At 44.0% G+C, this 21,555-nt stretch carries 16 protein-coding genes; 11 read left to right on the top strand and 5 right to left on the bottom strand.

Annotated features, from left to right (window positions below):
• Nucleotides 1–4: 4 nt before the first annotated feature.
• From J3L18_RS16015 to J3L18_RS16005, 3 genes are all read right to left on the bottom strand, one after another.
• On the bottom strand, nucleotides 5–2,440 hold the full coding sequence (locus J3L18_RS16015) for a penicillin acylase family protein (protein ID WP_129569345.1): 2,436 nt from the start codon (nucleotides 2,438–2,440) through the stop codon (nucleotides 5–7).
• Between the two features lie 33 nt (nucleotides 2,441–2,473).
• A complete protein-coding gene (locus J3L18_RS16010) occupies nucleotides 2,474–3,052 on the bottom strand; it encodes a thermonuclease family protein (protein WP_129569346.1) in 579 nt (192 codons plus the stop codon).
• 162 nt (nucleotides 3,053–3,214) lie between these two features.
• Complete coding sequence (locus J3L18_RS16005; RefSeq protein ID WP_090531475.1) at nucleotides 3,215–3,565, bottom strand: VOC family protein; 351 nt, start codon at nucleotides 3,563–3,565, stop codon at nucleotides 3,215–3,217.
• A gap of 250 nt (nucleotides 3,566–3,815) precedes the next feature.
• On the opposite strand from J3L18_RS16005, the gene J3L18_RS16000 reads away from it, so the two are divergent.
• The 3 genes from J3L18_RS16000 to J3L18_RS15990 all read left to right on the top strand — a co-directional run bounded on the left by J3L18_RS16000 (nucleotide 3,816) and on the right by J3L18_RS15990 (nucleotide 6,056).
• Complete coding sequence (locus tag J3L18_RS16000) at nucleotides 3,816–4,076, top strand: (2Fe-2S) ferredoxin domain-containing protein (RefSeq protein ID WP_129569347.1); 261 nt, start codon at nucleotides 3,816–3,818, stop codon at nucleotides 4,074–4,076.
• Between the two features lie 104 nt (nucleotides 4,077–4,180).
• Entirely contained in the window at nucleotides 4,181–5,125 is a 945-nt protein-coding gene (locus tag J3L18_RS15995; RefSeq protein WP_129569348.1) for a helix-turn-helix domain-containing protein, read from the top strand.
• A gap of 85 nt (nucleotides 5,126–5,210) precedes the next feature.
• The gene (locus tag J3L18_RS15990; RefSeq protein WP_129569349.1) at nucleotides 5,211–6,056 is read left to right on the top strand and encodes an SDR family NAD(P)-dependent oxidoreductase; all 846 of its coding nucleotides are present in this window, start codon (nucleotides 5,211–5,213) and stop codon (nucleotides 6,054–6,056) included.
• Nucleotides 6,057–6,293: 237 nt separating this feature from the next.
• Here the strand turns inward: J3L18_RS15990 and J3L18_RS15985 are convergent, their stop codons facing one another.
• Nucleotides 6,294–6,824, bottom strand: a complete 531-nt coding sequence (locus J3L18_RS15985; protein WP_129569350.1) for a ferritin — start codon at nucleotides 6,822–6,824, stop codon at nucleotides 6,294–6,296.
• Between the two features lie 130 nt (nucleotides 6,825–6,954).
• Nucleotides 6,955–7,314, bottom strand: a complete 360-nt coding sequence (locus tag J3L18_RS15980; protein WP_129569351.1) for a hypothetical protein — start codon at nucleotides 7,312–7,314, stop codon at nucleotides 6,955–6,957.
• A 259-nt stretch (nucleotides 7,315–7,573) separates the two neighbouring features.
• Between J3L18_RS15980 and J3L18_RS15975 the strand changes: the two genes are divergently transcribed.
• The 8 genes from J3L18_RS15975 to J3L18_RS15940 all read left to right on the top strand — a co-directional run bounded on the left by J3L18_RS15975 (nucleotide 7,574) and on the right by J3L18_RS15940 (nucleotide 21,474).
• A complete protein-coding gene (locus tag J3L18_RS15975) occupies nucleotides 7,574–9,436 on the top strand; it encodes a glycoside hydrolase family 13 protein (protein ID WP_129569352.1) in 1,863 nt (620 codons plus the stop codon).
• A gap of 43 nt (nucleotides 9,437–9,479) precedes the next feature.
• Nucleotides 9,480–10,130, top strand: a complete 651-nt coding sequence (gene pgmB / locus J3L18_RS15970; protein ID WP_091163035.1) for a beta-phosphoglucomutase — start codon at nucleotides 9,480–9,482, stop codon at nucleotides 10,128–10,130.
• Between the two features lie 112 nt (nucleotides 10,131–10,242).
• Nucleotides 10,243–12,552, top strand: a complete 2,310-nt coding sequence (locus tag J3L18_RS15965; protein WP_129569353.1) for a glycoside hydrolase family 65 protein — start codon at nucleotides 10,243–10,245, stop codon at nucleotides 12,550–12,552.
• The gene (locus J3L18_RS15960) at nucleotides 12,552–14,366 is read left to right on the top strand and encodes an alpha-amylase family glycosyl hydrolase (protein WP_243771454.1); all 1,815 of its coding nucleotides are present in this window, start codon (nucleotides 12,552–12,554) and stop codon (nucleotides 14,364–14,366) included. The genes J3L18_RS15965 and J3L18_RS15960 overlap by 1 nt, the downstream gene beginning before the upstream one ends.
• Nucleotides 14,367–14,568: 202 nt before the next feature.
• A complete protein-coding gene (locus tag J3L18_RS15955) occupies nucleotides 14,569–15,945 on the top strand; it encodes an MFS transporter (RefSeq protein WP_129569354.1) in 1,377 nt (458 codons plus the stop codon).
• A gap of 110 nt (nucleotides 15,946–16,055) precedes the next feature.
• A complete protein-coding gene (locus tag J3L18_RS15950) occupies nucleotides 16,056–18,530 on the top strand; it encodes a TIM-barrel domain-containing protein (RefSeq protein WP_129569355.1) in 2,475 nt (824 codons plus the stop codon).
• A 406-nt stretch (nucleotides 18,531–18,936) separates the two neighbouring features.
• Entirely contained in the window at nucleotides 18,937–21,183 is a 2,247-nt protein-coding gene (glgB, locus tag J3L18_RS15945; RefSeq protein WP_129569356.1) for a 1,4-alpha-glucan branching protein GlgB, read from the top strand.
• Nucleotides 21,184–21,282: 99 nt separating this feature from the next.
• A complete protein-coding gene (locus J3L18_RS15940) occupies nucleotides 21,283–21,474 on the top strand; it encodes a hypothetical protein (protein ID WP_091163041.1) in 192 nt (63 codons plus the stop codon).
• The last annotated feature ends 81 nt before the right edge of the window (nucleotides 21,475–21,555 follow it).

The raw sequence follows: 21,555 nt of genomic DNA, 5'->3' as shown, positions 1-21,555 counted from the left end.
GTTATTATTTACCGGTTAATGTATAAGTTGATTTAATGCGTGGTGACTGTTCACTTGCCGATTGCATGAAGAGCAGTTCTTTTAACTTTCCCTCGTTCCAGGTTTTGAACATATCATTATAGAAAAAACTGCCGGGATTACCTGATTCGCCGCCGGGAAAAATACCGTAACCTTTTACTTTGGGACCCATTTGCACCACCATACGCCATGATGGGCCATGCCCGTCATGAAGGGCATTAACTGTTGATGCTGTGCCACCCGATTCAAAATTACCCGAACCAAAAGCCGGTTGACGTGAAAGGCTCGCTATCTCCATTCTTTTAAATTTACCCCATTGCCAGTTTGCTCCGGGTTTACCACATCTGTCGGTAATTTCCTTTACCGCAGCTGCAAAAGCTTTATTAACGATATCTGCTGCGGTTTCCTTTGCTGGTGTGCGGATGTCATCAAACCATTTGGAAGTTGGCTCATTAAGCAGTAGCTTTTCTGTGCGATCTACAGAAGGGAAATTGTTTTGCAGGGTTTTATCTGCAAAATCATCCCCCCACACAGCATTGTACAATTGCGACCACCAATTGGTAAACACAGTAGCACCTATTGAATTCGGTGCGAAATTTTTGTCCCACATATTGATTTGATCATAAGCGCTAAGTTGTGTAGCATTAAGTTTAGTTGGGTCGATATATTTAAGCAGGGTTGGTAAAATGTTCTGTGCCCGGATACTGTATACATCTGTTTGGAGTTTACGCATACTATCAACGGTGGCATTAGTCATAACGGCAAGTCTGTCATTAATACGTTTACCGCGTTCATAGGGCGCAAATGACCAGTTGATATAATAAGGATAAGAAGTATCTGTTGATGATTGATTGGCCGAGCTTACAAACCCACGAGCAGGATTTTTAATGGTGGGATCCTGCTCAAATGGTACCCAACCGTGCCAGTCGTCGGCAGGGTCGGTTCCATCTAAAATAAATTTCCCCTGGTCTTTGTATTTAAGCGGGTATTTACCGTTTGGGGTTATGGCGATATCGTCTTTACTGGCAAAAACAAAATTTGAAGCAGGGGCGCTGAAAAAGGTAAGCGCCTTGCGGTAATCGTCATAGTTTTTGCCTGTATTAAGCAGGTACATAGCCATCAGTTCATTGGATTGTTCGTGCGCTATCCACCTTAAAGAATGCCCAACCGGAACAAAATCAGGGCCATCGGCTTTTTGAGTATTGTTTTGATACACAACCGGGCCGTGGTGAGTATAAACTACTGTATCATAAACCGGTTTCTGACCGCGTACTTCAATTTTTTCAATACGACGGGTAGTTTTATTCCATTTGTTATTGTACCAGTATTCCTCCATTTTGGTATCCCTGAATTTTTCCTGGTACCAGTCCAATACGTCGGCATCAACATTGGTAATACCCCAGCTAATGTTATTGTTAAAACCTAAAATAACACAGGGCGCACCCGGTAATGATACACCATAAACATTTATACCCGGCGCCGAAAGCTGTACCTGGTACCAGATAGAAGGTAGTGTGAGGTTAAGATGCGGGTCATTAGCTAAAATAGGATACCCGCTTGCTGTTTTACTGCCCGCTACCGCCCAGTTATTGCTGCCGATACCTTCAACACGGGGTTTAGTATTTGTACTATCTGCCATGCCGGCTAAAAAATTAGCGGATGGTTTGGGAATGGGCAATGTTTTAAAATAATCCCATTTTGTGCCTGTAGGTATGATAGGATCTTCGTGCATAGGATAATCGGGAAAAAGATCATTTGTAGTGGCCGGGCCAAATTTGCGCAGAATATTGGTCATTGCAAATTCGTTTGAGCCGCCGGCCAATGTTTCCGACATCAGCTTAAGCAAAAAGGCGCAGTTGATAGGTTTCCAGTCTTCGGGGGCATAGTTAAGCAGTTTAAACTCTATGGGGTAACTCCTCGGGCTTAGCTGATGGATATAACTGTTGATGCCATCGGTATACGCCAGGATCATGTTGCGCTCTACTGGATCGGCCATCATTGCCTTTATTGTTTTTTCGGCGCCGTAAACCATTCCCATGCGGCGGTGATAGCGGTCAATATCCAATACTTTGGGGCCAATAACTTCAGCCAGCCTGCCTGCTGCCTGCCGGGTTTGGATATCCATTTGCCAAAGACGGTCGGTTGCGGTCATGTATCCCTGGGCAAAGTACAGGTCGTGCTCGTTCTGTGCGAAAATGTGTGGGATATGATTCTCATCAAATTTAATGGTAACCTTACCATGTAAGCCTTTAATTTTCAGGTCGAGCGTTGGCAAAATGTGCTTGCTTTCGGCATTTTGCCAAAAACCATCAGCCGGGCTCAGGAATTTTCCTAATGGTGGAACGAGGCTTATTTTAGTTTGCAGTGCCCAAATGAGCAGTAATGTGAAAAAGATAGATATGAATGCTTTGGTAAACTTCATTGCTTGGATGATGATGCCCCTAAAGTTAACCATTTAGGCTGCATATTCAAGTCTTGGCTTACGCTTGCGATAATGTTTTTTAGGTTTAGGAGTTTGAAGTGAGTCTGTCTTAGGTTGTTTCTTTTCCCGGCGAAAATCCCAGGGCGGGGTAGGGTTGGCATCCTGCCATAAACCAAGTTTATCTTCGCGGGCCTGTTGTTCCAGAGCAGCCAGTTCGGTGTTTTTGGAATAGGCTTTATACTGCCAGGCGTAGCCGTTTTTTACCAGCGCATAATTTACATTAGTGCCATCGATAAGTACCACCTGCGCAACGGTACGGCCGTAGCGATCATGCTCGTTGCCAATTAATTTTACCTCTTTACCAAAACACAGATCGGAAGTGAATTTTTTAGCCGCCTGTCCAAAGGCCTGCGATTTTTCGGGGCAGTCAATTTCGGCAAGCCTCACAGTAATCTGCTGGTTATCGCCGGTAAGCAAACCCAAAGTATCTCCATCTTTTATCTTCACAACTTTATAAAGATTGGCATCGGGTTGTTTGGTATTATTGGGATTACAACCGGCAATTATAAGTAATATGAGGACGAGTAGGGCAGCGTACTTTTTAAATATCATATATTAATGTGCAGATTTCAGATATGCAAATATGAGTATCTGAAACAGGTTAAAGGGTTTATCGGATTTGACAGTAAGAAGATTAAACCGGATTAAATGAAAAGCATTAAAGGATTTGACCGGCAAAAATCTCGGAATCCGAAATCTTCTCAAATCTCGGTTCTATTTCGCATGCAGGCTCAACGCATTTCCGTCGGGATCCTTAACAGTGGCAAAGCGGCCCCATGGGGTTGTGTCAACATTGCCTACTTCAAGGCCTTTGGCTTTAAGGTCTGCTATATCTTTATCCAGGTCGTCGGTTTTAATTACAAGGCCGCGTACACTACCTGCAGGCATTTCCGGGAACCAGTTTACCAGGGTGATGGAAACAGGCGAGCCCGGAAATGCCATCTGGATCCAGGTTTGTTTTTCAAAGTTAGCTTCAACTAATATTTCAAAACCGATTTTTAGGTAAAACGCTTTGGCTGCCTGCTGGTCGGTTACGGGGATGGAGATAATTTCAATTGCTTTCATATATTTAGCTTTGTTTGATGCTAACGGGTTGGCTTAGCCCTGCATTGATTTTCAAATTTATCTTTTAAAATACACAATTGAAACAAATTAACATCGGCACCATGTCGATGTATGTGTATCGAATCCGACGGGGGCACTGTAATAAAGTCCTTTCAATCTTGTAAGTCCAATTAAATCCCGGTTCAGATAAAATTGGAACATTAAAGCATTAACTTTGCTGATTATTAACTTAGTCTTAATAATTGCCATTATGAGCAAATTTACCATACCTGATAAAGTGTTGTACATATGCGTAGGCAGCAAATGCGGAAAACGAGGCGGTAAGGACATGTACAAGATCGCAAAATCGTACATTAAACATCATCACGGGCCCGAAGAGTTGGAGGTAATTGAAACCGAATGCACCGACAGGTGTAAATATGCCCCTGTGTGCAGTATCCAGCCCGGCAACACCTGGTTGAAAGAATATCACCCTAAAGAGGTGTTGAAGTTGATGGATCTGATTGAGTGATGTCTTCCAATGGTGCCGTATCATAAGCCCCGGCTTTGTAGGGCTTGGACAGCGCTATTAAAATTCACTAACTTTGCGCCGAATCAAATTACATTACCGGGCCCATGGAAAATTCAACGATTCCCCGTATGCCATTGGAAACGTTCGCAACGGACAACTACCAGCAGCCATTACTCAACGTAGAGCATTACCCGGTTGATTCGCAATACTTTGTCATTCAAAACCGGGACACTTACCCGATTAAGGATTATATATCGCCGCACCGTCGTAAATTTTACAAGATCTTCCATATGACCCGGGGCACTGGAGTTTTGACCATCGGCCTTCACCGCTACGAAATGGGGCGGAATGAGATCGCTTTTCTCCACCCCGACGAGATCATGTCCTGGCAAACCACTTCAGCAGAGACTGGCGGACATTTCTGCCTGATTCATCCCAACTACTTCGGGCTCGAAGCTGACCACGTGCTTCAGTTGTTCCGGCAGTTCCCGAACTTTGAGACTGATAAGGCGGTGATCCAACTGACCGACGAACAGTCGGCCACGATCAACGGTTATTTCGAAACCATGCATCGGGAAGACCGCGGTAACAGCGACGATAAAAAGCAGGCAATTTTATTACAGTTGCAGATGCTGTTGCTCGAAAGCCGGCGCGCTGGCAAGAACCTGATGCGCACGAAGGCTTCGGAAGGTTATAGCTATATCTACCGTTTCTTATCCTTACTGGAATCATCCTTTCAGATACAGGAACGCGACTCTTACGTTAAGCTTAAAACGGCGTCTGAATTTGCAGACCAACTGCATGTGCACCCCAATTATCTGAATTCCCTTGTTCGCAATCAGACAGGAAAAACCCTGCGGGAACACATACAGGATCGTCTGATCCATGAGGCCAAATCCTTGCTCGTGCAAACCGACTGGGGTATCAATGAGATCAGCGACGGACTTGGCTTCTCCGGCCAGGCCGCCTTTACCTCCTTATTCAAGAAAAAGGCCCTTGTTTCCCCTTCAGAATTCCGCAGAAATGCGGCTGTTTCAACTCATATTTGAAACTCACAAATATTCCTGTGATTCGAATAAGTCCCTTCAGGCCCTTCCTGCGCAATTTTGTACCATACAATTAATAATCAAGAAAATGAAAACACAGAAAGTATGGTTCGTTACAGGAGCCTCAAAAGGATTAGGTTTAAGTTTAGTAAAACGGTTGTTAACTGAAGGCTACAAGGTAGCGGCTACTTCAAGGGATGCAGAAGCCTTACGTACCGAGGTGGGCTACAGTGGCGATGATTTTCTTCCGCTGCAGGTGAACCTGACCGACAATAACAGTGTAGCCGAAGCGGTTACTGCGATAGTTGCTAAATTAGGCACGATCGATGTAGTTGTGAATAACGCCGGTTACGGGCAGCTCGGCACATTGGAGGAACTGTCCGACGACGAAGCCCGCAAAAACTTCGACGTCAACGTATTCGGTTCACTGAATGTGATCCGTAATGTAATGCCGATATTCCGCGCCAGGAAATCAGGTGCGTTCTTTAATATTTCTTCAATAGCCGGTTTCCTGGGCACTTTCCCCGGATGGGGTATATACAACGCCACTAAATTCGCGGTTGCCGGCTTCACCGAAGCACTTTCGGCTGAAGCAAAATCACTGGGTGTAACTGCCACCATCGTTTACCCCGGCTATTTCAAGACCAATTTCCTGCTGCAAGACTCATTGCACACCGCAGCAAACCCGATCAATGACTATAAGGAAGCCCGCGACCTCGAAGTGATCCACAACGAACAAGTCATCGGCAACCAGCCCGGTGACCCTGAAAATGCGGCTTTAGCCTTCATCGAGGTGGCTGAAATGCAAGAGCGTCCGCTGCACTTATTCCTGGGTTCAGATTCATTCGGTATGGCGCAAAACAAGATCGAAACCGTTCAGAAAGACCTGGCTGCTTTCGAGAGTATCAGTAAATCGACCGATTTCAGAAAATAAGCTTTTTTCTGACTTCCTTTTATAAAAAGCCGGCCAGTAATGGCCGGCTTTTTGGTGTTTGCAGGGTAATGCCGAAGGTATCATATGAAAAGGAAAGAGCCACCAAAACAAAAAAGACCGCATCATTTGATTTACGATACAGCTTCCTTAAAAGTAAGATGTTAAAAAAATGCCTTTCGTTTTATCGAAAGGCATTTCGTGTGGAAACCTCTCCCTCTGGAGAGGGCAGGGTGGGGCTTAAGCCTCACTATCATATTTTATCTGACCAACGTGCTTGTCAATCTGCCATCTGCCGGTACCTTCTTCGCCGATAACTTCAAACAGTTCAAGGGCGCGGCGGGCTTTATATTCTTCTTCGCGTTGTTCTTTCAGGAACCAGTTCAGGAACTCCATAGTAACAAAATCCTGTTCTTTCATGCAGCGCGCATATATGTTTTTGATAGCGTTGGTAACGCTAATTTCCTGGTCGAGGGCGTCTTCAAACACTTCGCGGAATGAATTATATTCCTGTTTAATGCCGGTTACCTCAGGTGATACAGCATTGCCGCCCATATCAAGGATATATTTATAAAATTTTAGCTGGTGATGGCGCTCCTCTTCGGCTTGTTTAAAAAAATATTCGGATGAAAAATCATAACCGTTGCGATTGCACCATGATGCCATAGCCAAATATGCTGACGACGAAAATGCTTCTTTTTTAACTTGCTGATTTAAAAGCGCTTCGATATCTGATGATATCAGGCTTTTTATGCGGAGTAGGTCTTTCATGGTCTTGATAAATTAATGTTATATGTCTTATCGCAGGATAATTATATACAATAATAATGCTGTAAAGGCATATTAGTTTAATTTAAAGACAATATGAAATTAATCTAAATTGTGTTGATAATTAGTCTAATTACAGTGAGTTGCTGTAAAGGCGGTCATGGATAATGTGGTTGAGTTCCAGCATTACAAAAGTACCTTCTAAAAGATCTTTCAGGCTGATGATCTGAGCCAGTGAAAGTACATAACAATGATCGCAGGCGCAGATGAAAATGATCTCCACGTCGGGATCAGTAGTGGTGTTCAGCAGTTTTTGCTCAATGTCGATAGCATAAACCGCTTTGCGTAATTTTAAGAAATTGCGATGATCAAACCGGGCAACCTTACCGGCGAAATCGACATACCAGCAACGCTCTGTATCACATTGGTAAACAGCACCAGTCTTGGTGCTGAAAACGTCGGTCCATAAAGTTAGTTCGGTGGTCGCAATCATATAACGGATACAAATATTGGTATTATTTGTAATCAATCCAAATAAAGATAGAAAATTATTTTTCACGCGAATGATTAGCGTGCGGCTCAAAATTTATTCGAATTACACCAATCGGGTAGTAAAAATCAATTCGCGTAATTCGAAACAAATTAGTGTGAATTATTTTTTTTCATACAAGCAATTAATTTTATTATAAATTTGGAACGTGGTTACGGGCTTAATCCGAAATCGAACCAATTATCCTTTTATCATTTTTTATATGAGAAAAACCTTACTATCCGCCTTATGCTGCTTGCTGGCTGCTTTGGGTGTAAAGGCACAAACGCCTGCACTTGAGCGTGTTGAGCCCATGTCCTGGTGGGTTGGCATGAGCAATCCCAACCTCCAACTGGTTGTGCATGGCAACAATATTGCCGCCCGTAATGTAGTGCTTACTTACCCCGGTGTAAAGCTTAAAGCAGTTCATAAAGTTGAAAATCCGAATTATTTATTCATTGACCTGAAAATTTTTTCATCGGCTATTCCGGGAACGTTCCCGATAAAATTTAAGAAAGCAGGCGAAAAAGACCTTACGTATAGTTATACACTTAACAAACGCGACAGATCTGCAGGCAGGGCGCAGGGCGTTACCAGTAAAGATCTGATCTATCTCATTATGCCTGACAGGTTTAGCAATGGCGATGTTGCCAACGACTCATTTGATAACCTACGTGAGCGAGGCATCCACCGCGATTCGATGTTCAGCCGCCATGGGGGTGACCTTCAGGGGATCATGAGCCATTTGGATTACCTGAAAAATTTAGGAGTAACTGCAATCTGGCTTACACCCGAAATTGAGAATGACGAGCCAAGCGCTTCGTATCACGGGTATGCCGTTACCGATTATTATAAGATAGATCCAAGGTACGGCACTAATAACCTTTACAAAAAGTTTGTGGAAAAATGCCACAGCATGGGGCTTAAGGTTATTAAAGACCTTGTACATAACCACGCCGGTACCGAAGGTTACCTTATACAGGATATGCCAATGAAAAGCTGGGTACACCAATGGCCAGCGTACACCAAATCAAACTTCAGGGATGCGGCTGTGATGGATCCGCACGCCTCGCCAATGGACCGCAAACTGATGCAGGACGGCTGGTTTGACCACCGCATGGCCGATTTAAACCAAAATAATGTTTACGTGCAAAACTACCTTACCCAAAACCACATTTGGTGGGTGGAGTATGCGGGTATCGACGGTTTCAGGCTGGATACTTATCCTTATAATGAACCTGTTTATATGGCCAAATGGGCAAAAGATGTAAAAGCCGAATTTCCGAAGCTTTCCATATTTGGCGAAACGCTGGTATGGTCTGCCGCTAACCAGGCATTTTTTACGCAGGGCAATACGGTTAACCGGGGTTTTGATACCCAGCTACCGGGCGTAACCGATGCTGTTTTAAAAGATGCAATTTATGAAGCTATTAATGGTAACGATGGCTGGACAGACGGTGTTGGTCGCTTGTATTCGGTAGTGGCTCAGGACTTTCTATACCAGGATGCCACCCGCAATACCATATTTATGGATAACCACGATATGAGCCGTTTATTATCAATGGTAGGGGAGGATATTACCAAATATAAATCGGCTATGGCTATGCTGCTGACCATGAGGGGCGTACCTCAAATGTATTATGGCGATGAGATCCTGATGAAAAACTACTCGAACCCCGATGGTCTGGTACGCGAGGACTTCCCGGGCGGCTGGGCCGGCGATAAGGAAAATAAATTTACTGCCGAAGGCCGCAGTAAAAAAGAAAATGACGCTTTTAATTATGTGAGTAAGCTGGCTAATTACCGCAAAAGCACTACTGCTCTGCAAACAGGTAAAATGATGCAGTTTGTGCCCGAAAAAGGTATTTATGTTTATTTTAGATATGATGCCCAAAAAACGGTAATGATCATGTTCAACAGCAGCGATAAGGAACAGGAAACTACTACAGCACGGTATTTTGAGTGTATTGGCGATGCCAAAACAGCAAGGAATATACTAACGGATGAAATGATTGGACTGGATAAAGTCACTATACCGGGCAAAACAACTTTAGTGTTAGAATTAATACCCGGTGTTACCCATTAAAATAATATCTTAGGGAACTAATTCCCTGTGTTTTACCAAAAAAATGAATACAATAAAAGCCTGTATTTTTGACCTCGACGGTGTAATAGTCGATACCGCCGTTTACCATTATAAAGCCTGGAAAAGGCTGGCCAATTCGCTTGGCTTTGATTTTACCGAACATCAGAACGAACAGCTGAAGGGCGTAAGCCGTGTACGTTCGCTGCAATTGATCCTGGGCTGGGGCGGCGTTACCAAAACAGAGGCCGAGCAGGAGCAACTGGCTACCCTGAAAAATACCTGGTATATGGAAATGGTAAACCAAATGAAACCCGAAGAGATCCTGCCTGGTGCCAAAGAGTTTTTAACAACCTGCCGTGCGGTAGGTCTTAAAACCGCACTGGGTTCCGCCAGTAAAAACTCAATGACCATATTGGAGAAAATTGGTATCACCGATATGTTTGATGCGGTGATTGATGGTAACAAAGTAAGTAAAGCCAAACCAGATCCCGAAGTATTTTTGGCGGGTGCACAGGCCCTGGGCGTTTTACCTGAAGAATGCGTGGTTTTTGAAGATGCCATTGCGGGCGTTGAGGCCGCCGTTGCCGGTGATATGAAAGTGGTAGGCATCGGCTCATCCGATGTACTTAAAGGCGCCAACCTGGTTATTAAAGGTTTGGACGAAATGACTTTAGATAAATTGTATAAACTATAGCTCCGGCCAACCCTCCCCTAAAGGTTGAGGGTTTTAAAACGGGCGTTATTAATTAAACTATTAACTATTAAATTCAAGTCTCACCCTTTAGGGAGAGATTTAGAGGGGGCAAATGAAAAACTATATAAAAGCTGATGAGTGGAAGATAATTGAAGAAGGCTTCGATCCTCATTACAATAAAATTTCTGAAAGTATCTTCAGCTTAGGTAATGGCCGCATGGGCCAGCGCGCCAATTTTGAAGAAGCTTACAGCGGTGATACCCTGCTGGGCAACTACGTAGCCGGGGTTTACTATCCCGATAAAACCCGTGTAGGCTGGTGGAAGAATGGTTATCCCGAATATTTTGCTAAAGTGCTTAACGCGGCCAACTGGATTGGTATTGATGTGGTAATTGACGGCGAGCAACTTGACCTTGCTAAATGCGAAGTATTCAGTTTCCGCCGGGAACTAAATATGAAAGAAGGTTACCTGAAGCGCGATTTTCGCGCTAAAACAGCATCGGGTAAAGAAGTAAAAGTGGAGGCTATTCGCTTTTGCAGCATGGCCGATGATGAAACAGGTGCTATTAAATATACCCTTACGCCGTTAAATTTTAGTGGGGCCATCACCTTAACGCCTTCAATTGATGGAGATGTGGTGAACAAAGATTCCAACTATGATGAAAAGTTTTGGGACGAAGTAAGCAAGGCAACACAAACCGATGGCGGTTATATCGTAATGCGCACCAAAAAAACAGGCTTTGAGGTTGCTACAGGTATGAAATTTAGCATCCTTCAAAATGCTGAAGTTATTGAATTAGCTACCGAAGCCATCAAAAAGGAAAAATATGTAGCTTCTAAAATTGATCTGCCGGCAAAGCGGGGCGAAAGAATCAGCGTGATTAAATATGCCGCTAACCTGTCATCACAAAACTATAAACCCGAAGAGTTGGTTGAGCAGTTAAACGCTACATTAAATCGTATCAGCGCCAAGGGTTTTGAAACCATGCTGGCCGAACAAGCTGCCGCCTGGGCCGAAAAATGGAAACATAATGATATCATTATTGATGGCGATGTATCTGCACAACAGGCTATCCGCTTTAATATATATCAACTTAACCAAACCTATACTGGTGAGGATGATCGCTTGAACATCGGCCCCAAAGGCTTTACCGGCGAAAAATACGGGGGCTCAACCTATTGGGATACCGAAGCTTATTGCGTGCCTTTTTACCTTTCTACAGCTCCGCAAAAAGTTACCCGCAATTTGCTGCTTTACCGCTACAAGCAATTAGGCAAAGCTATCGAGAATGCCCAGCTATTAGGTTTTAAAGATGGCGCCGCATTGTACCCTATGGTTACTATGGATGGTACCGAATGCCACAACGAGTGGGAAATCACTTTTGAAGAGATCCATCGTAATGGGGCTGTCGCTTTTGCCATTTACAACTATGTGCGTTATACCGGTGACGAAGCTTATTTAGGCGATTACGGTTTTGAGGTATTGTTAGGTATAGCCAGGTTCTGGTCGCAAAGGGTTAACTGGTCGGAGGACAGAGAACAGTATGTGATGTTGGGTGTAACCGGGCCAAACGAGTACGAAAACAATGTAAACAATAACTGGTATACCAGCACTATTGCAACCTGGTGTATGCAATATACTGTTGATGTTGCTGATAAAATAAAGTTGGCTGATCCGGAAAAATATGCAGCGTTGGTAAGCAAGCTGAACCTGAATGAGGAGACTGAATTTGGCCGTTTCAACGATATCATCCAAAAGATGTATTACCCATACGACGAGAAACGCCAGGTGTTTTTACAACAGGACGGCTACCTGGATAAAGAGCAGATCCTGGTAAAAGATCTGCCCGCGTCAGAGCGTCCTATCAATCAAAAATGGAGCTGGGACAGGATCTTGCGTTCATGCTACATTAAACAGGCTGACGTACTGCAGGGAATTTACTTTTTTGAAGATCAGTACAATATAGATACTATTCGCCGCAACTTTGATTTTTACGAGCCGCGTACTGTACATGAATCATCATTATCACCATGCGTGCACGCTATTTTGGCTGCCAAACTCGGCGATGAAGCCCGTGCTTATGAGTTTTACCTGCGCACGGCTCGCTTAGATCTGGATGATTACAACAACGATACTGATGATGGCTGTCATATCACCTCAATGGCTGGCACCTGGATGGCTGTTGTTGAAGGTTTTGGCGGGATGCGTGTAAGGGATGGCAAGCTGGTATTTCAGCCGTTCATTCCCAAAAAATGGTCGTCATTTTCGTTCCACATAGGTTTCCGCGGTGCCTTGCTGAATATTAAAGTGAGCAAAGAAGGTGTGCAGATCAAAAACGCTTCGGATGTGGAAACAACAGTGCTGGTTTATGGTAAAGAGCAATTGGTGAAAGCCAATGATGAACTACTGGTTGAAGCGTAATGAAAGGCAATAAGATCTTTACCTGTTTTATTGCTGCAACAATGTTGCCCGTTATTACGTTTGCACAGGTAAAAACACATCATACAAAAAAACGCATGGAACAAACTACCAACCATAAGCTCATCATATACCAGTTATTGCCCCGCCTGTTTGGCAATACCAACACACTTAATAAAACCAATGGATCTATTGAGGAAAACGGTGTAGGCAAGCTGAACGATATCAACGATAAGGCCCTGCAGGAGATAAAGAAAATGGGCTTTACCTATGTTTGGTACACGGGCGTAATTGAGCACGCTACCATGACTGATTATTCGCAATATGGTATTAAAGCCGATGATCCGGATATAGTGAAGGGCAGGGCAGGTTCACCTTATGCAATTAAAGATTATTACGATATCGATCCCGACCTGGCAGTTGATGTTAAAAACCGTATCGGCGAGTACGAAGCGCTTATCAAACGCAGCCACAACAATGGTTTAAAAGTATTGATGGATTTGGTTCCAAACCACGTAGCCCGTACCTATGGTTCGGACATTAAACCGGCCGGGGTACGTGATTTTGGTGAGGATGATGATAAGAGCAAAGCTTTTAGTCCAACTAACGATTTTTACTATATGCCTGGCCAGCCTTTTGTTGTGCCGTCGGGCTATAATCCCGGAGGTGATGAATTCAAAAGTCTGATGAAGGATGGTCATTTTGATGAAAACCCAGCCAAAGCAACCGGTAACGATGTTTTCAGCGCTGCACCCTCAATTAATGATTGGTTCGAGACTATGAAGCTAAACTACGGGGTTGACTATATGGATCATCGCCGTGGTCATTTTGATCCGATTCCGCCGCTTTGGAACAAGGTTTATGATATTCTGCATTACTGGAGCGAAAAAGGTGTGGATGGTTTCCGTTGCGACATGGTTGAGATGGTGCCGATTGAGTTTTGGGGTTGGGTAATCCCTAAGCTTAAAGCTGGGCATCCTGGGATTATTTTCGTTGGCGAAGCTTACGACAAAGGCAAATACAGCGATTATATTAATAAAGGCAAGTTTGATTATCTGTACGATAAGGTAGGCCTGTATGATGCTATCAAACGCCTTACCCGCGATGAGCACAATTCATCAACCTGGGAAATCAACGCTGTTTGGAACCACGATAGCAAAGGCATTGACGAGCACATGCTCCGGTTTATGGAAAACCACGATGAGCAGCGCATCGCTTCAAATGATTTCGCAGGTAACCCATGGTTAGCCGTACCTGGCATGATCGTAACAGCCACTTTAAATACCGGCCCTGTAATGGTTTACTTTGGGCAGGAAGTAGGAGAGCCGGCTATCGGTAATGAAGGGTTTAGTGGTAACGATGGCCGCACTTCCATATTTGATTACTGGGGTGTTCCGCAGCATCAAAAATGGGTTAATAACCACAAGTACGATGGCGTGAAATTATCGGCAGATCAACAAAAGCTTCGTGGCTTTTACTACAACCTGCTTACTGCAGTGCACAATAGTGAAGCTCTTAAATCGGGCGCTTTCTATGAGCTGATGATAGCTAATGAACATCAGCCGGGCTTTGATACCCGTTTATATATCTACGCCCGCTATACCAACAATCAACGTATATTAGTAATAACCAATTTTAACCGGAGTGAGCGTAAACTAACCGTAAAGCTTCCGGAAGACCTGTTAACAAAATTAAACCAAAGCGGCCATAAACAATTTACCGACCTGCTAAGCGGCGCTAAATTCAATACCGATGATATACGTAGTGGTGTTGAAGTAAGCCTGCCCGCCATGGGCGGATTGTTGCTGGAGTTTTAACCGCTTTCCTTAAGTTGTTTATAAAATAAAATTTCGCTACCGCTCGGCTTTGGCCGAGTGGTAGCGATGTTACGGCCCAGTGGCCGCAGTGGATTAAAAAGCCAGAGGCCTGAGGATAATAGCCACTCGGCTCCAGCCGAGCGGCGGCGAATGAATGATGATCAGCGATTCATTACCAATGAACTATTGAACCAATTAACCAATGAACAAAAATAAACCAACCATCGCGCAAAAGCCACGGTTAAGCTTTTGGCAGATCTTTAACATGAGCTTCGGCTTTTTGGGCATCCAGTTTGGTTTTGCCTTACAAACGGGTAACGCCAGCCGCATCCTCCAAACCTTTGGTGCCGATGTGGAGCATCTGTCGTGGTTTTGGCTGGCCGCGCCTATAACAGGCATGGTTGTTCAGCCTATCATAGGTCATTACAGCGACAGGACCTGGAACCGTCTTGGTCGGCGCCGCCCTTACTTTTTAACAGGCGCTATTTTATCGGGTTTGGCATTGTTTTTTATGCCCAACTCATCTATGTTGGCAGCGCTGATCCCGCCGATAGTAGTAGGCGCTGGCATGCTCATGATTATGGATGCTTCATTCAACGTAGCTATGGAACCGTTCAGAGCTTTGGTGGCTGATAACCTGCCCGATAGCCAGCATACTACCGGTTTTTCCATGCAAACCTGTTTGATAGGAGTAGGCGCTGTAATTGGTTCATGGTTACCTTATGTTTTTGCCGAATGGTTTGGAATAGCCAAAACAGCCGATCATGGTATTGTGCCTAATAATGTGCTGTATTCATTTTACATTGGTGCCGCGGTTTTAATAGGAGCTATTTTATGGACTGTAGTCCGCACTAAAGAATATCCCCCCGAAGTTTATGCAACTTTTCATGAAAAGGACGAAACGGTATCTGGGCATAAGGGCGGTTTGTTGGAGATCTTCTCCGACCTCGTCAACATGCCTAAAACCATGAAGCAGCTGGGATTGGTACAGTTCTTTTCCTGGTTTGCACTTTTCTCTATGTGGGTATTTACAACCCCGGCAGTTGTTGATCATGTTTACCATATCCCGGCAGGGGACACTTCTTCGGCAGCCTATAATGATGCCGCCAACTGGGTAAATGTATTGTTTGGTGTATATAATTTAGTATCGGCAGTGTATGCTTTGTTATTGCCGCGCATAGTAAAAAAACTGAGCCGGAAAAAAGCGCATGCGTTTTCATTAACTATGGGCGGTTTAGGGTTAATCTCCGTATTCTTTATTCCTGATCCCCGTCTGCTGATCTTGTCAATGATTGGTGTCGGTTTGGCTTGGGGCAGTATCCTTGCTATGCCTTATGCTATTCTATCAAGCTCAATACCAGCCAAAAAGATAGGCGTGTACATGGGCATTTTTAATTTCTTTATTACTTTTCCGCAAATAGTTAATGGCATTATTGGTGGTCCGATAGTGAAGTATGCATACAGCGGGCATGCCATTTATGCTTTGGTGATGGCCGGTATTTTTATGTTCCTGGGGGCGATAGCCGTTCTTTTTGTTCAGGATGGTAAGAAAATTCAAATAATTGAAGCTGCAAATTGAATAAAAATTAAGGATTTGGCACGGTTAATGGTTTTTCGTTAATTCAATTATTGTATATTGCGTAGTAAGTACACTTTATACATCTTTGCAGAAGCCACTAATTTGTTTGAATGGAAAGTAATACCCCAAATCCGGAGTTGATAACCAGTAAGTTAATTGAAGCAGAAAACTTACTTGAAGAAGAAGAGGAATTTCACCATCTTAATAACCCTGCCGATGGTATTAAGCCGGTTGTAAAAAAGTATCTCGGTGTACCCAATCATGCCGATCAGGTGGGGAATAAGTTCTACTTTACTGATGGCGATGCTAAAGTTGAAGTAATAGTTGTTACCGACGAGATTATCCGTGTAAGGCTTGCGCCGCATAGTGTTTTTTTAGATGATTTTTCATACGGGGTACCTAAGCTGCCCACCAAGGCGGCAGGTTTTACTTTGCATGAAGATGATAATGAATTTCGGGTATCTACTTATAAAGTGAATTGCCATATCCGCAAAAAGGATTTCTTTATCTCTTTTTCAGATAGCAGCAACCATGTAACCAGCATCGATGCTGTGCCAATGCACTGGGAAGAGAACGTGCAGGCGGGCGGTTATTATGTGTTTTGCACCAAAACCTGCGCACCCGACGAAAGCTTCTTTGGCTTAGGCGATAAACCAACCGAATTTAACCTGCGAGGCAAAAGGCTAAAAAACTGGAACACTGATGCCTACTCGTTTCAGTGGAACCAGGATCCTTTGTACCGCAGTATCCCTTTTTACATAAGCGTAAACGAGGGTATAGCACACGGTATCTTTTTTGATAATACATTTAAAGCTCAATTTGACTTTGGCGCCGAAGACAGGACTAAAACAAGTTTTTGGGCAGATGGCGGCGAACTGCAATATTACTATATCCACGGGCCGCACATGATGGACGTGGTAAAAAGCTATCACACCTTAACCGGTACACACCCTATGCCACCGCTTTGGGCGCTGGGTTACCATCAATGCCGCTGGAGCTATTATCCTGAAGCTAAGGTTAAGAAGATAGCCAAAGGTTTCCGCGAAAACCAGATCCCATGCGATGGTATCTATCTGGATATCGATTATATGGATGGTTACCGCTGCTTTACCTGGAACCGTAAGTATTTCCCCGATCCTAAAAAAATGATCAGCGAGCTTGCGGCTGATGGCTTTAAAACGGTGGTAATTATTGATCCGGGGATCCGTGTGGATGACAACTACGAGGTATTCAGGGAGGGTAAGGAGAAGCGATATTTCTGCCGCCGAAGCGATGATTACTTTATGGAGGGCCACGTATGGCCAGGCCGTTGCCAGTTTCCTGACTTTACCAATCCTGAAGTACGCGAATGGTGGGGCGGTTTGTTTGACGAACTGGTACAAATGGGCGTTGCCGGTGTTTGGAACGATATGAATGAGCCTGCTGTATTTGGTGCCGGTACCTTCCCTGATGATGTGCGTCACCAGTACGATGGTTACCGTGGATCACACCGCAAGGCGCATAATATTTATGGCATGCAGATGGTACGCTCAACCTACGAAGGCTTGCGCAAGATCATGAAAAACAAACGCCCTTTTACTATTACAAGGGCAGGTTATTCAGGTGTACAACGCTTTTCATCGGTGTGGACCGGTGATAACGTAGCCTCATGGGAACACCTGAAGCTGGGTAATATCCAGTGTCAGCGCTTGTCGATATCGGGCATTCCGTTTTGCGGTACCGACATTGGCGGTTTTAGTGGTGAGCCCGATGGCGAACTGTTTACCCGCTGGATTCAGATGGGCACCTTTTCGCCGTTTATGCGTGCGCACTCGGCAGGTGATACCAAAGAGCGCGAGCCATGGAGTTTTGGCGAACCATTCACTGCCATCAACCGTAAGTTTATCGAGTTGCGTTACCGCTTGATCCCTTACCTGTACTCCACTTTCTGGGAGCATCACCGCTATGGTTTCCCTATTTTGAGGCCGATAGTGATGCATGAGCAGGACACACAGCTAAACCACTTCCGCCAGGATGAGTTTACATATGGTGATAAGATCCTGATTTGCCCTGTAATGGAACCGGGCCAGATCAAACGCAACGTATACCTGCCTAAAGGTAAATGGTACAACTTCTGGACTCACGAGGTTGTTAACGGCGGCCAGGAAGTATCAGTAGATACCCCACTTGAAACCATGCCTCTATTCATTAAAGCAGGTTCGGTAATCCCTGAATACCCGGTAATGCAGTATGTTGGCCACAAAGAGATTGAAGAAGTAAAGCTGAATATTTACTATACCGATTATGAAGTAAATTCATTCCTGTTTGAAGATTACGGCGAAACCTTTGCTTACGAGCAGGATATTTACCTGGAGAAAAAGTTTGTGGTAAATGGCAGCAGCAAAAATTTAACCATTGATCAGAGCCTGGAAGGTTTGTATACCCCACGCTATGACGGCTATCATTTTAACTTGATAGGTTTGCCGTTTACGCCATCAAAAATAAAAGTAGATGGCAAAGAGGTAAAAGAATTTCAACTAAATGATGATAAAACGGTAGAGTTTAAATACAGTAAAAACTTTAAACATATTGAAATAAGCAGATAGTATTTAGAAGAGGTTAAAGCTGAAGGGCAAAAGGTTAAAGGTAGCTGTAGCCTTGTAAATCAAGAAAAAAAACCTTTATAGCTTTGCTCACGTTAAGGCTATCTCATTAAAACGCCATTGCTACTGCAATGGCGTTTTTTGTATGAATTCGAATTTATTGGATTAGATGAACGGACAGAATGCTTAGTAAATTTAATAAATTCTCTTAATTCAATAAATCAGTTCAGACAAGTTATCCTGTTAATTCTCAAATTCGGTAAATTCTGATTCAGACAATCTTCCCTCCAAAAATAAATCTCCAAAACCCTGCATAATATATTAATCCTGTTATATTTGATTACATATAAACCAAACTCATTCCTGTGATTTGGGTTATTTACTAACACCCTAACAGGTTATCTATATCATGGCCAAAAAAACAACTAAAACCGAGAACCCCTTACCGGATACAAAGCCTGTAAAGGAAAAAAAAGCCGTCACTAAGGTCAAAGCCGATAAAGTAACGCCTGAAACAGGAGCCCCGGAACATAAAAAAGCAGTTAAAACAAAAACAGCGGCTGCCGAAAAGCCTATCGTTGCAGAGAAAGCTGAGCCGGTTAAAACAAAATCGACTGCTGCTGAGAAGCCTTCAGCCGTTAAAAAAGCTGCGCCGGTTAAGTCGAAAGCGGTGAATGCCAATAACCCGACAGAAATTACCCCGCAACCTGTAAAGCTTAAAGCCGTTGAACCATACAGCCGTTTTACGGATTTTGATATCAGTTTATTTAAGTCGGGCAAACATTATAAGCTGTACGAAAAACTGGGCTCGCATGTAGTGGAATATCAGGGTGTTATTGGGACTTATTTTGCCGTTTGGGCTCCAAACGCACAATACGTAGCGGTAATTGGCAACTTTAACGGCTGGAACCGCGGTTCGCATAGTTTGAATGCCCGCTGGGATTCATCGGGTATTTGGGAAGGTTTTATTCCAAATGTTGGCAATGGCGAAACGTATAAATACTATATCAAATCATCAACCGGCGAAGACCTGGAAAAAAGCGATCCCTTTGCTTTACGCTGGGAACTGCCGCCGCGTACTGCCTCTATAGTTGCTGATACTTTTTATGAGTGGAAGGATCAGGATTGGATGCAGAACCGTCATGAACATAACGCGCTCGACAGGCCATATTCGGTTTACGAAGTGCATTTGGGCTCATGGGCGCGTAATCCCGAAAGTCCGGACGAGTTTTTAACTTACACTCAGCTTGCCGAAAAAATGGTGCCTTATGTAAAGGAAATGGGCTTCACCCATGTGGAGTTTATGCCTATTATGGAACACCCGTATTATCCGAGCTGGGGTTACCAGGTAAGTGGTTATTTTGCAGCGGCATCACGCTACGGTACACCACAACAACTGATGTACCTGATTGAAGAATTTCACAAAGCCGGTATTGGCGTAATCCTGGATTGGGTGCCTTCGCATTTTCCGGGAGATATCCATGCGCTGTATAAATTTGACGGTACACACCTTTATGAGCATGCCGATGCCCGCAAAGGTTTTCACCCCGACTGGAAATCATATATTTTTAACTACGGCCGAAACGAGGTAAGGGCTTTTCTGATCAGCAACGCTCTGTTTTGGCTGGAAAGGTATCATGCCGATGGTTTACGCGTTGACGCGGTGGCCTCAATGCTGTACCTTGATTATTCGCGCAAGCATGGCGAATGGGAAGCTAACAGGTATGGCGGTAACGAAAACCTCGAAGCTATATCATTTCTGAAAGAATTTAACGAAGCTGTTTACAGCCATTTCCCATCGGTACAAACCATAGCTGAAGAATCTACGTCATTTACCGGCGTTAGTCGCCCGGTTTATTTAGGCGGCCTGGGCTTTGGGATGAAATGGATGATGGGCTGGATGCATGATACTATCGATTACTTTCATGAGGATCCTATCCATCGTAAATATCATCATAACGAAATAACTTTTAGCACCATATATGCCTTTACCGAAAACTTTATGCTGCCTTTCTCGCATGATGAGGTTGTTTATGGTAAAGGTAGTATGTTACGCAAAATGCCCGGCGATGAGTGGAGGCAATTTGCTAACCTGAGACTGATGTACGGATACATGTTCACACACCCCGGTTCAAAACTACTCTTTATGGGCGGCGAATTTGGGCAGGGCGATGAATGGGATTTCGGCAAATCGTTACAGTGGCATGTGCTGCAGTATCCAAATCACCAGGGTATTAGCGAAACAGTTAAGGCGTTGAACCATTTATACCGTACAGAGCCTGCGCTGTATGAAAAAGCCTTTTCGCACCAGGGTTTTGAATGGGTTGACGGCGGCAATGCCAATGATTCCATACTGGTTTACCGTCGGATGGGGCATGACACTAAAAACGATCTGATGGTCATCCTGAACATGACCCCTGTTGTACGCCGTGATTATCGCATAGGCGTACCTGCTGCCGGTAAGTGGAAAGAGATCTTTAATTCGGATAATGAAAAATACTGGGGCAGCGGCATCATCAATTATGAGCCTGTAAATAGCGATCAGGTAAGCTGGCATGGCAAAAGCCAGTCGATCAAAATTACGATACCGCCGCTTGCGGCTGCGGTATTTAAACTGGTACCTGATGTGCCTGCTAAATATGAATTGAAACGGTAAGCAGCTTTGAAAGACTTACGAAGTTTCAAATACTTCGTAAGCCTTTCAAAACCAAGTAAACAAGTTGAGGATGCCCTGTTGTTAGTATGTAAATAGCCTATGAACCCCAAATTCAAATATCTTTATCTTATAGGTGGTATAGTTGCCACGATATTGTTTATTGTGCAAATTGTGGCTACCTATCCAAAGCCTAATACAGTTGGGGTAATCCTTGGCGCTTTGCCCGCTTTGGCCTTGTTTTACTTATCGTACAAGGCTTATCATGTTAAAAAGGATAATGAGCTGATGTGAGATAAACTTAGATATTAGAAGGCATTTCTATCTTCCTGCAATTACCACGCTCTGCCTGTAGTAATATCTCTTTTGTTTATT

The organism is Mucilaginibacter gossypii, assembly GCF_017569325.2.
GTDB lineage: Bacteria > Bacteroidota > Bacteroidia > Sphingobacteriales > Sphingobacteriaceae > Mucilaginibacter > Mucilaginibacter gossypii.
Note: the sequence above shows the minus strand (reverse complement) of the source record. Positions and strands in the feature narration are given on the sequence as shown.

Excerpts from the sequence above, each read along its gene's own strand:
- J3L18_RS16015 (WP_129569345.1), bottom strand. The coding sequence starts at position 2,440 with ATGAAGTTTACCAAAGCATTCATATCTATCTTTTTCACATTACTGCTC.
- J3L18_RS16010 (WP_129569346.1), bottom strand. The coding sequence starts at position 3,052 with ATGATATTTAAAAAGTACGCTGCCCTACTCGTCCTCATATTACTTATA.
- J3L18_RS16005 (WP_090531475.1), bottom strand. The coding sequence starts at position 3,565 with ATGAAAGCAATTGAAATTATCTCCATCCCCGTAACCGACCAGCAGGCA.
- J3L18_RS16000 (WP_129569347.1), top strand. The coding sequence starts at position 3,816 with ATGAGCAAATTTACCATACCTGATAAAGTGTTGTACATATGCGTAGGC.
- J3L18_RS15995 (WP_129569348.1), top strand. The coding sequence starts at position 4,181 with ATGGAAAATTCAACGATTCCCCGTATGCCATTGGAAACGTTCGCAACG.
- J3L18_RS15990 (WP_129569349.1), top strand. The coding sequence starts at position 5,211 with ATGAAAACACAGAAAGTATGGTTCGTTACAGGAGCCTCAAAAGGATTA.
- J3L18_RS15985 (WP_129569350.1), bottom strand. The coding sequence starts at position 6,824 with ATGAAAGACCTACTCCGCATAAAAAGCCTGATATCATCAGATATCGAA.
- J3L18_RS15980 (WP_129569351.1), bottom strand. The coding sequence starts at position 7,314 with ATGATTGCGACCACCGAACTAACTTTATGGACCGACGTTTTCAGCACC.
- J3L18_RS15975 (WP_129569352.1), top strand. The coding sequence starts at position 7,574 with ATGAGAAAAACCTTACTATCCGCCTTATGCTGCTTGCTGGCTGCTTTG.
- pgmB (WP_091163035.1), top strand. The coding sequence starts at position 9,480 with ATGAATACAATAAAAGCCTGTATTTTTGACCTCGACGGTGTAATAGTC.
- J3L18_RS15965 (WP_129569353.1), top strand. The coding sequence starts at position 10,243 with ATGAAAAACTATATAAAAGCTGATGAGTGGAAGATAATTGAAGAAGGC.
- J3L18_RS15960 (WP_243771454.1), top strand. The coding sequence starts at position 12,552 with ATGAAAGGCAATAAGATCTTTACCTGTTTTATTGCTGCAACAATGTTG.
- J3L18_RS15955 (WP_129569354.1), top strand. The coding sequence starts at position 14,569 with ATGAACAAAAATAAACCAACCATCGCGCAAAAGCCACGGTTAAGCTTT.
- J3L18_RS15950 (WP_129569355.1), top strand. The coding sequence starts at position 16,056 with ATGGAAAGTAATACCCCAAATCCGGAGTTGATAACCAGTAAGTTAATT.
- glgB (WP_129569356.1), top strand. The coding sequence starts at position 18,937 with ATGGCCAAAAAAACAACTAAAACCGAGAACCCCTTACCGGATACAAAG.
- J3L18_RS15940 (WP_091163041.1), top strand. The coding sequence starts at position 21,283 with ATGAACCCCAAATTCAAATATCTTTATCTTATAGGTGGTATAGTTGCC.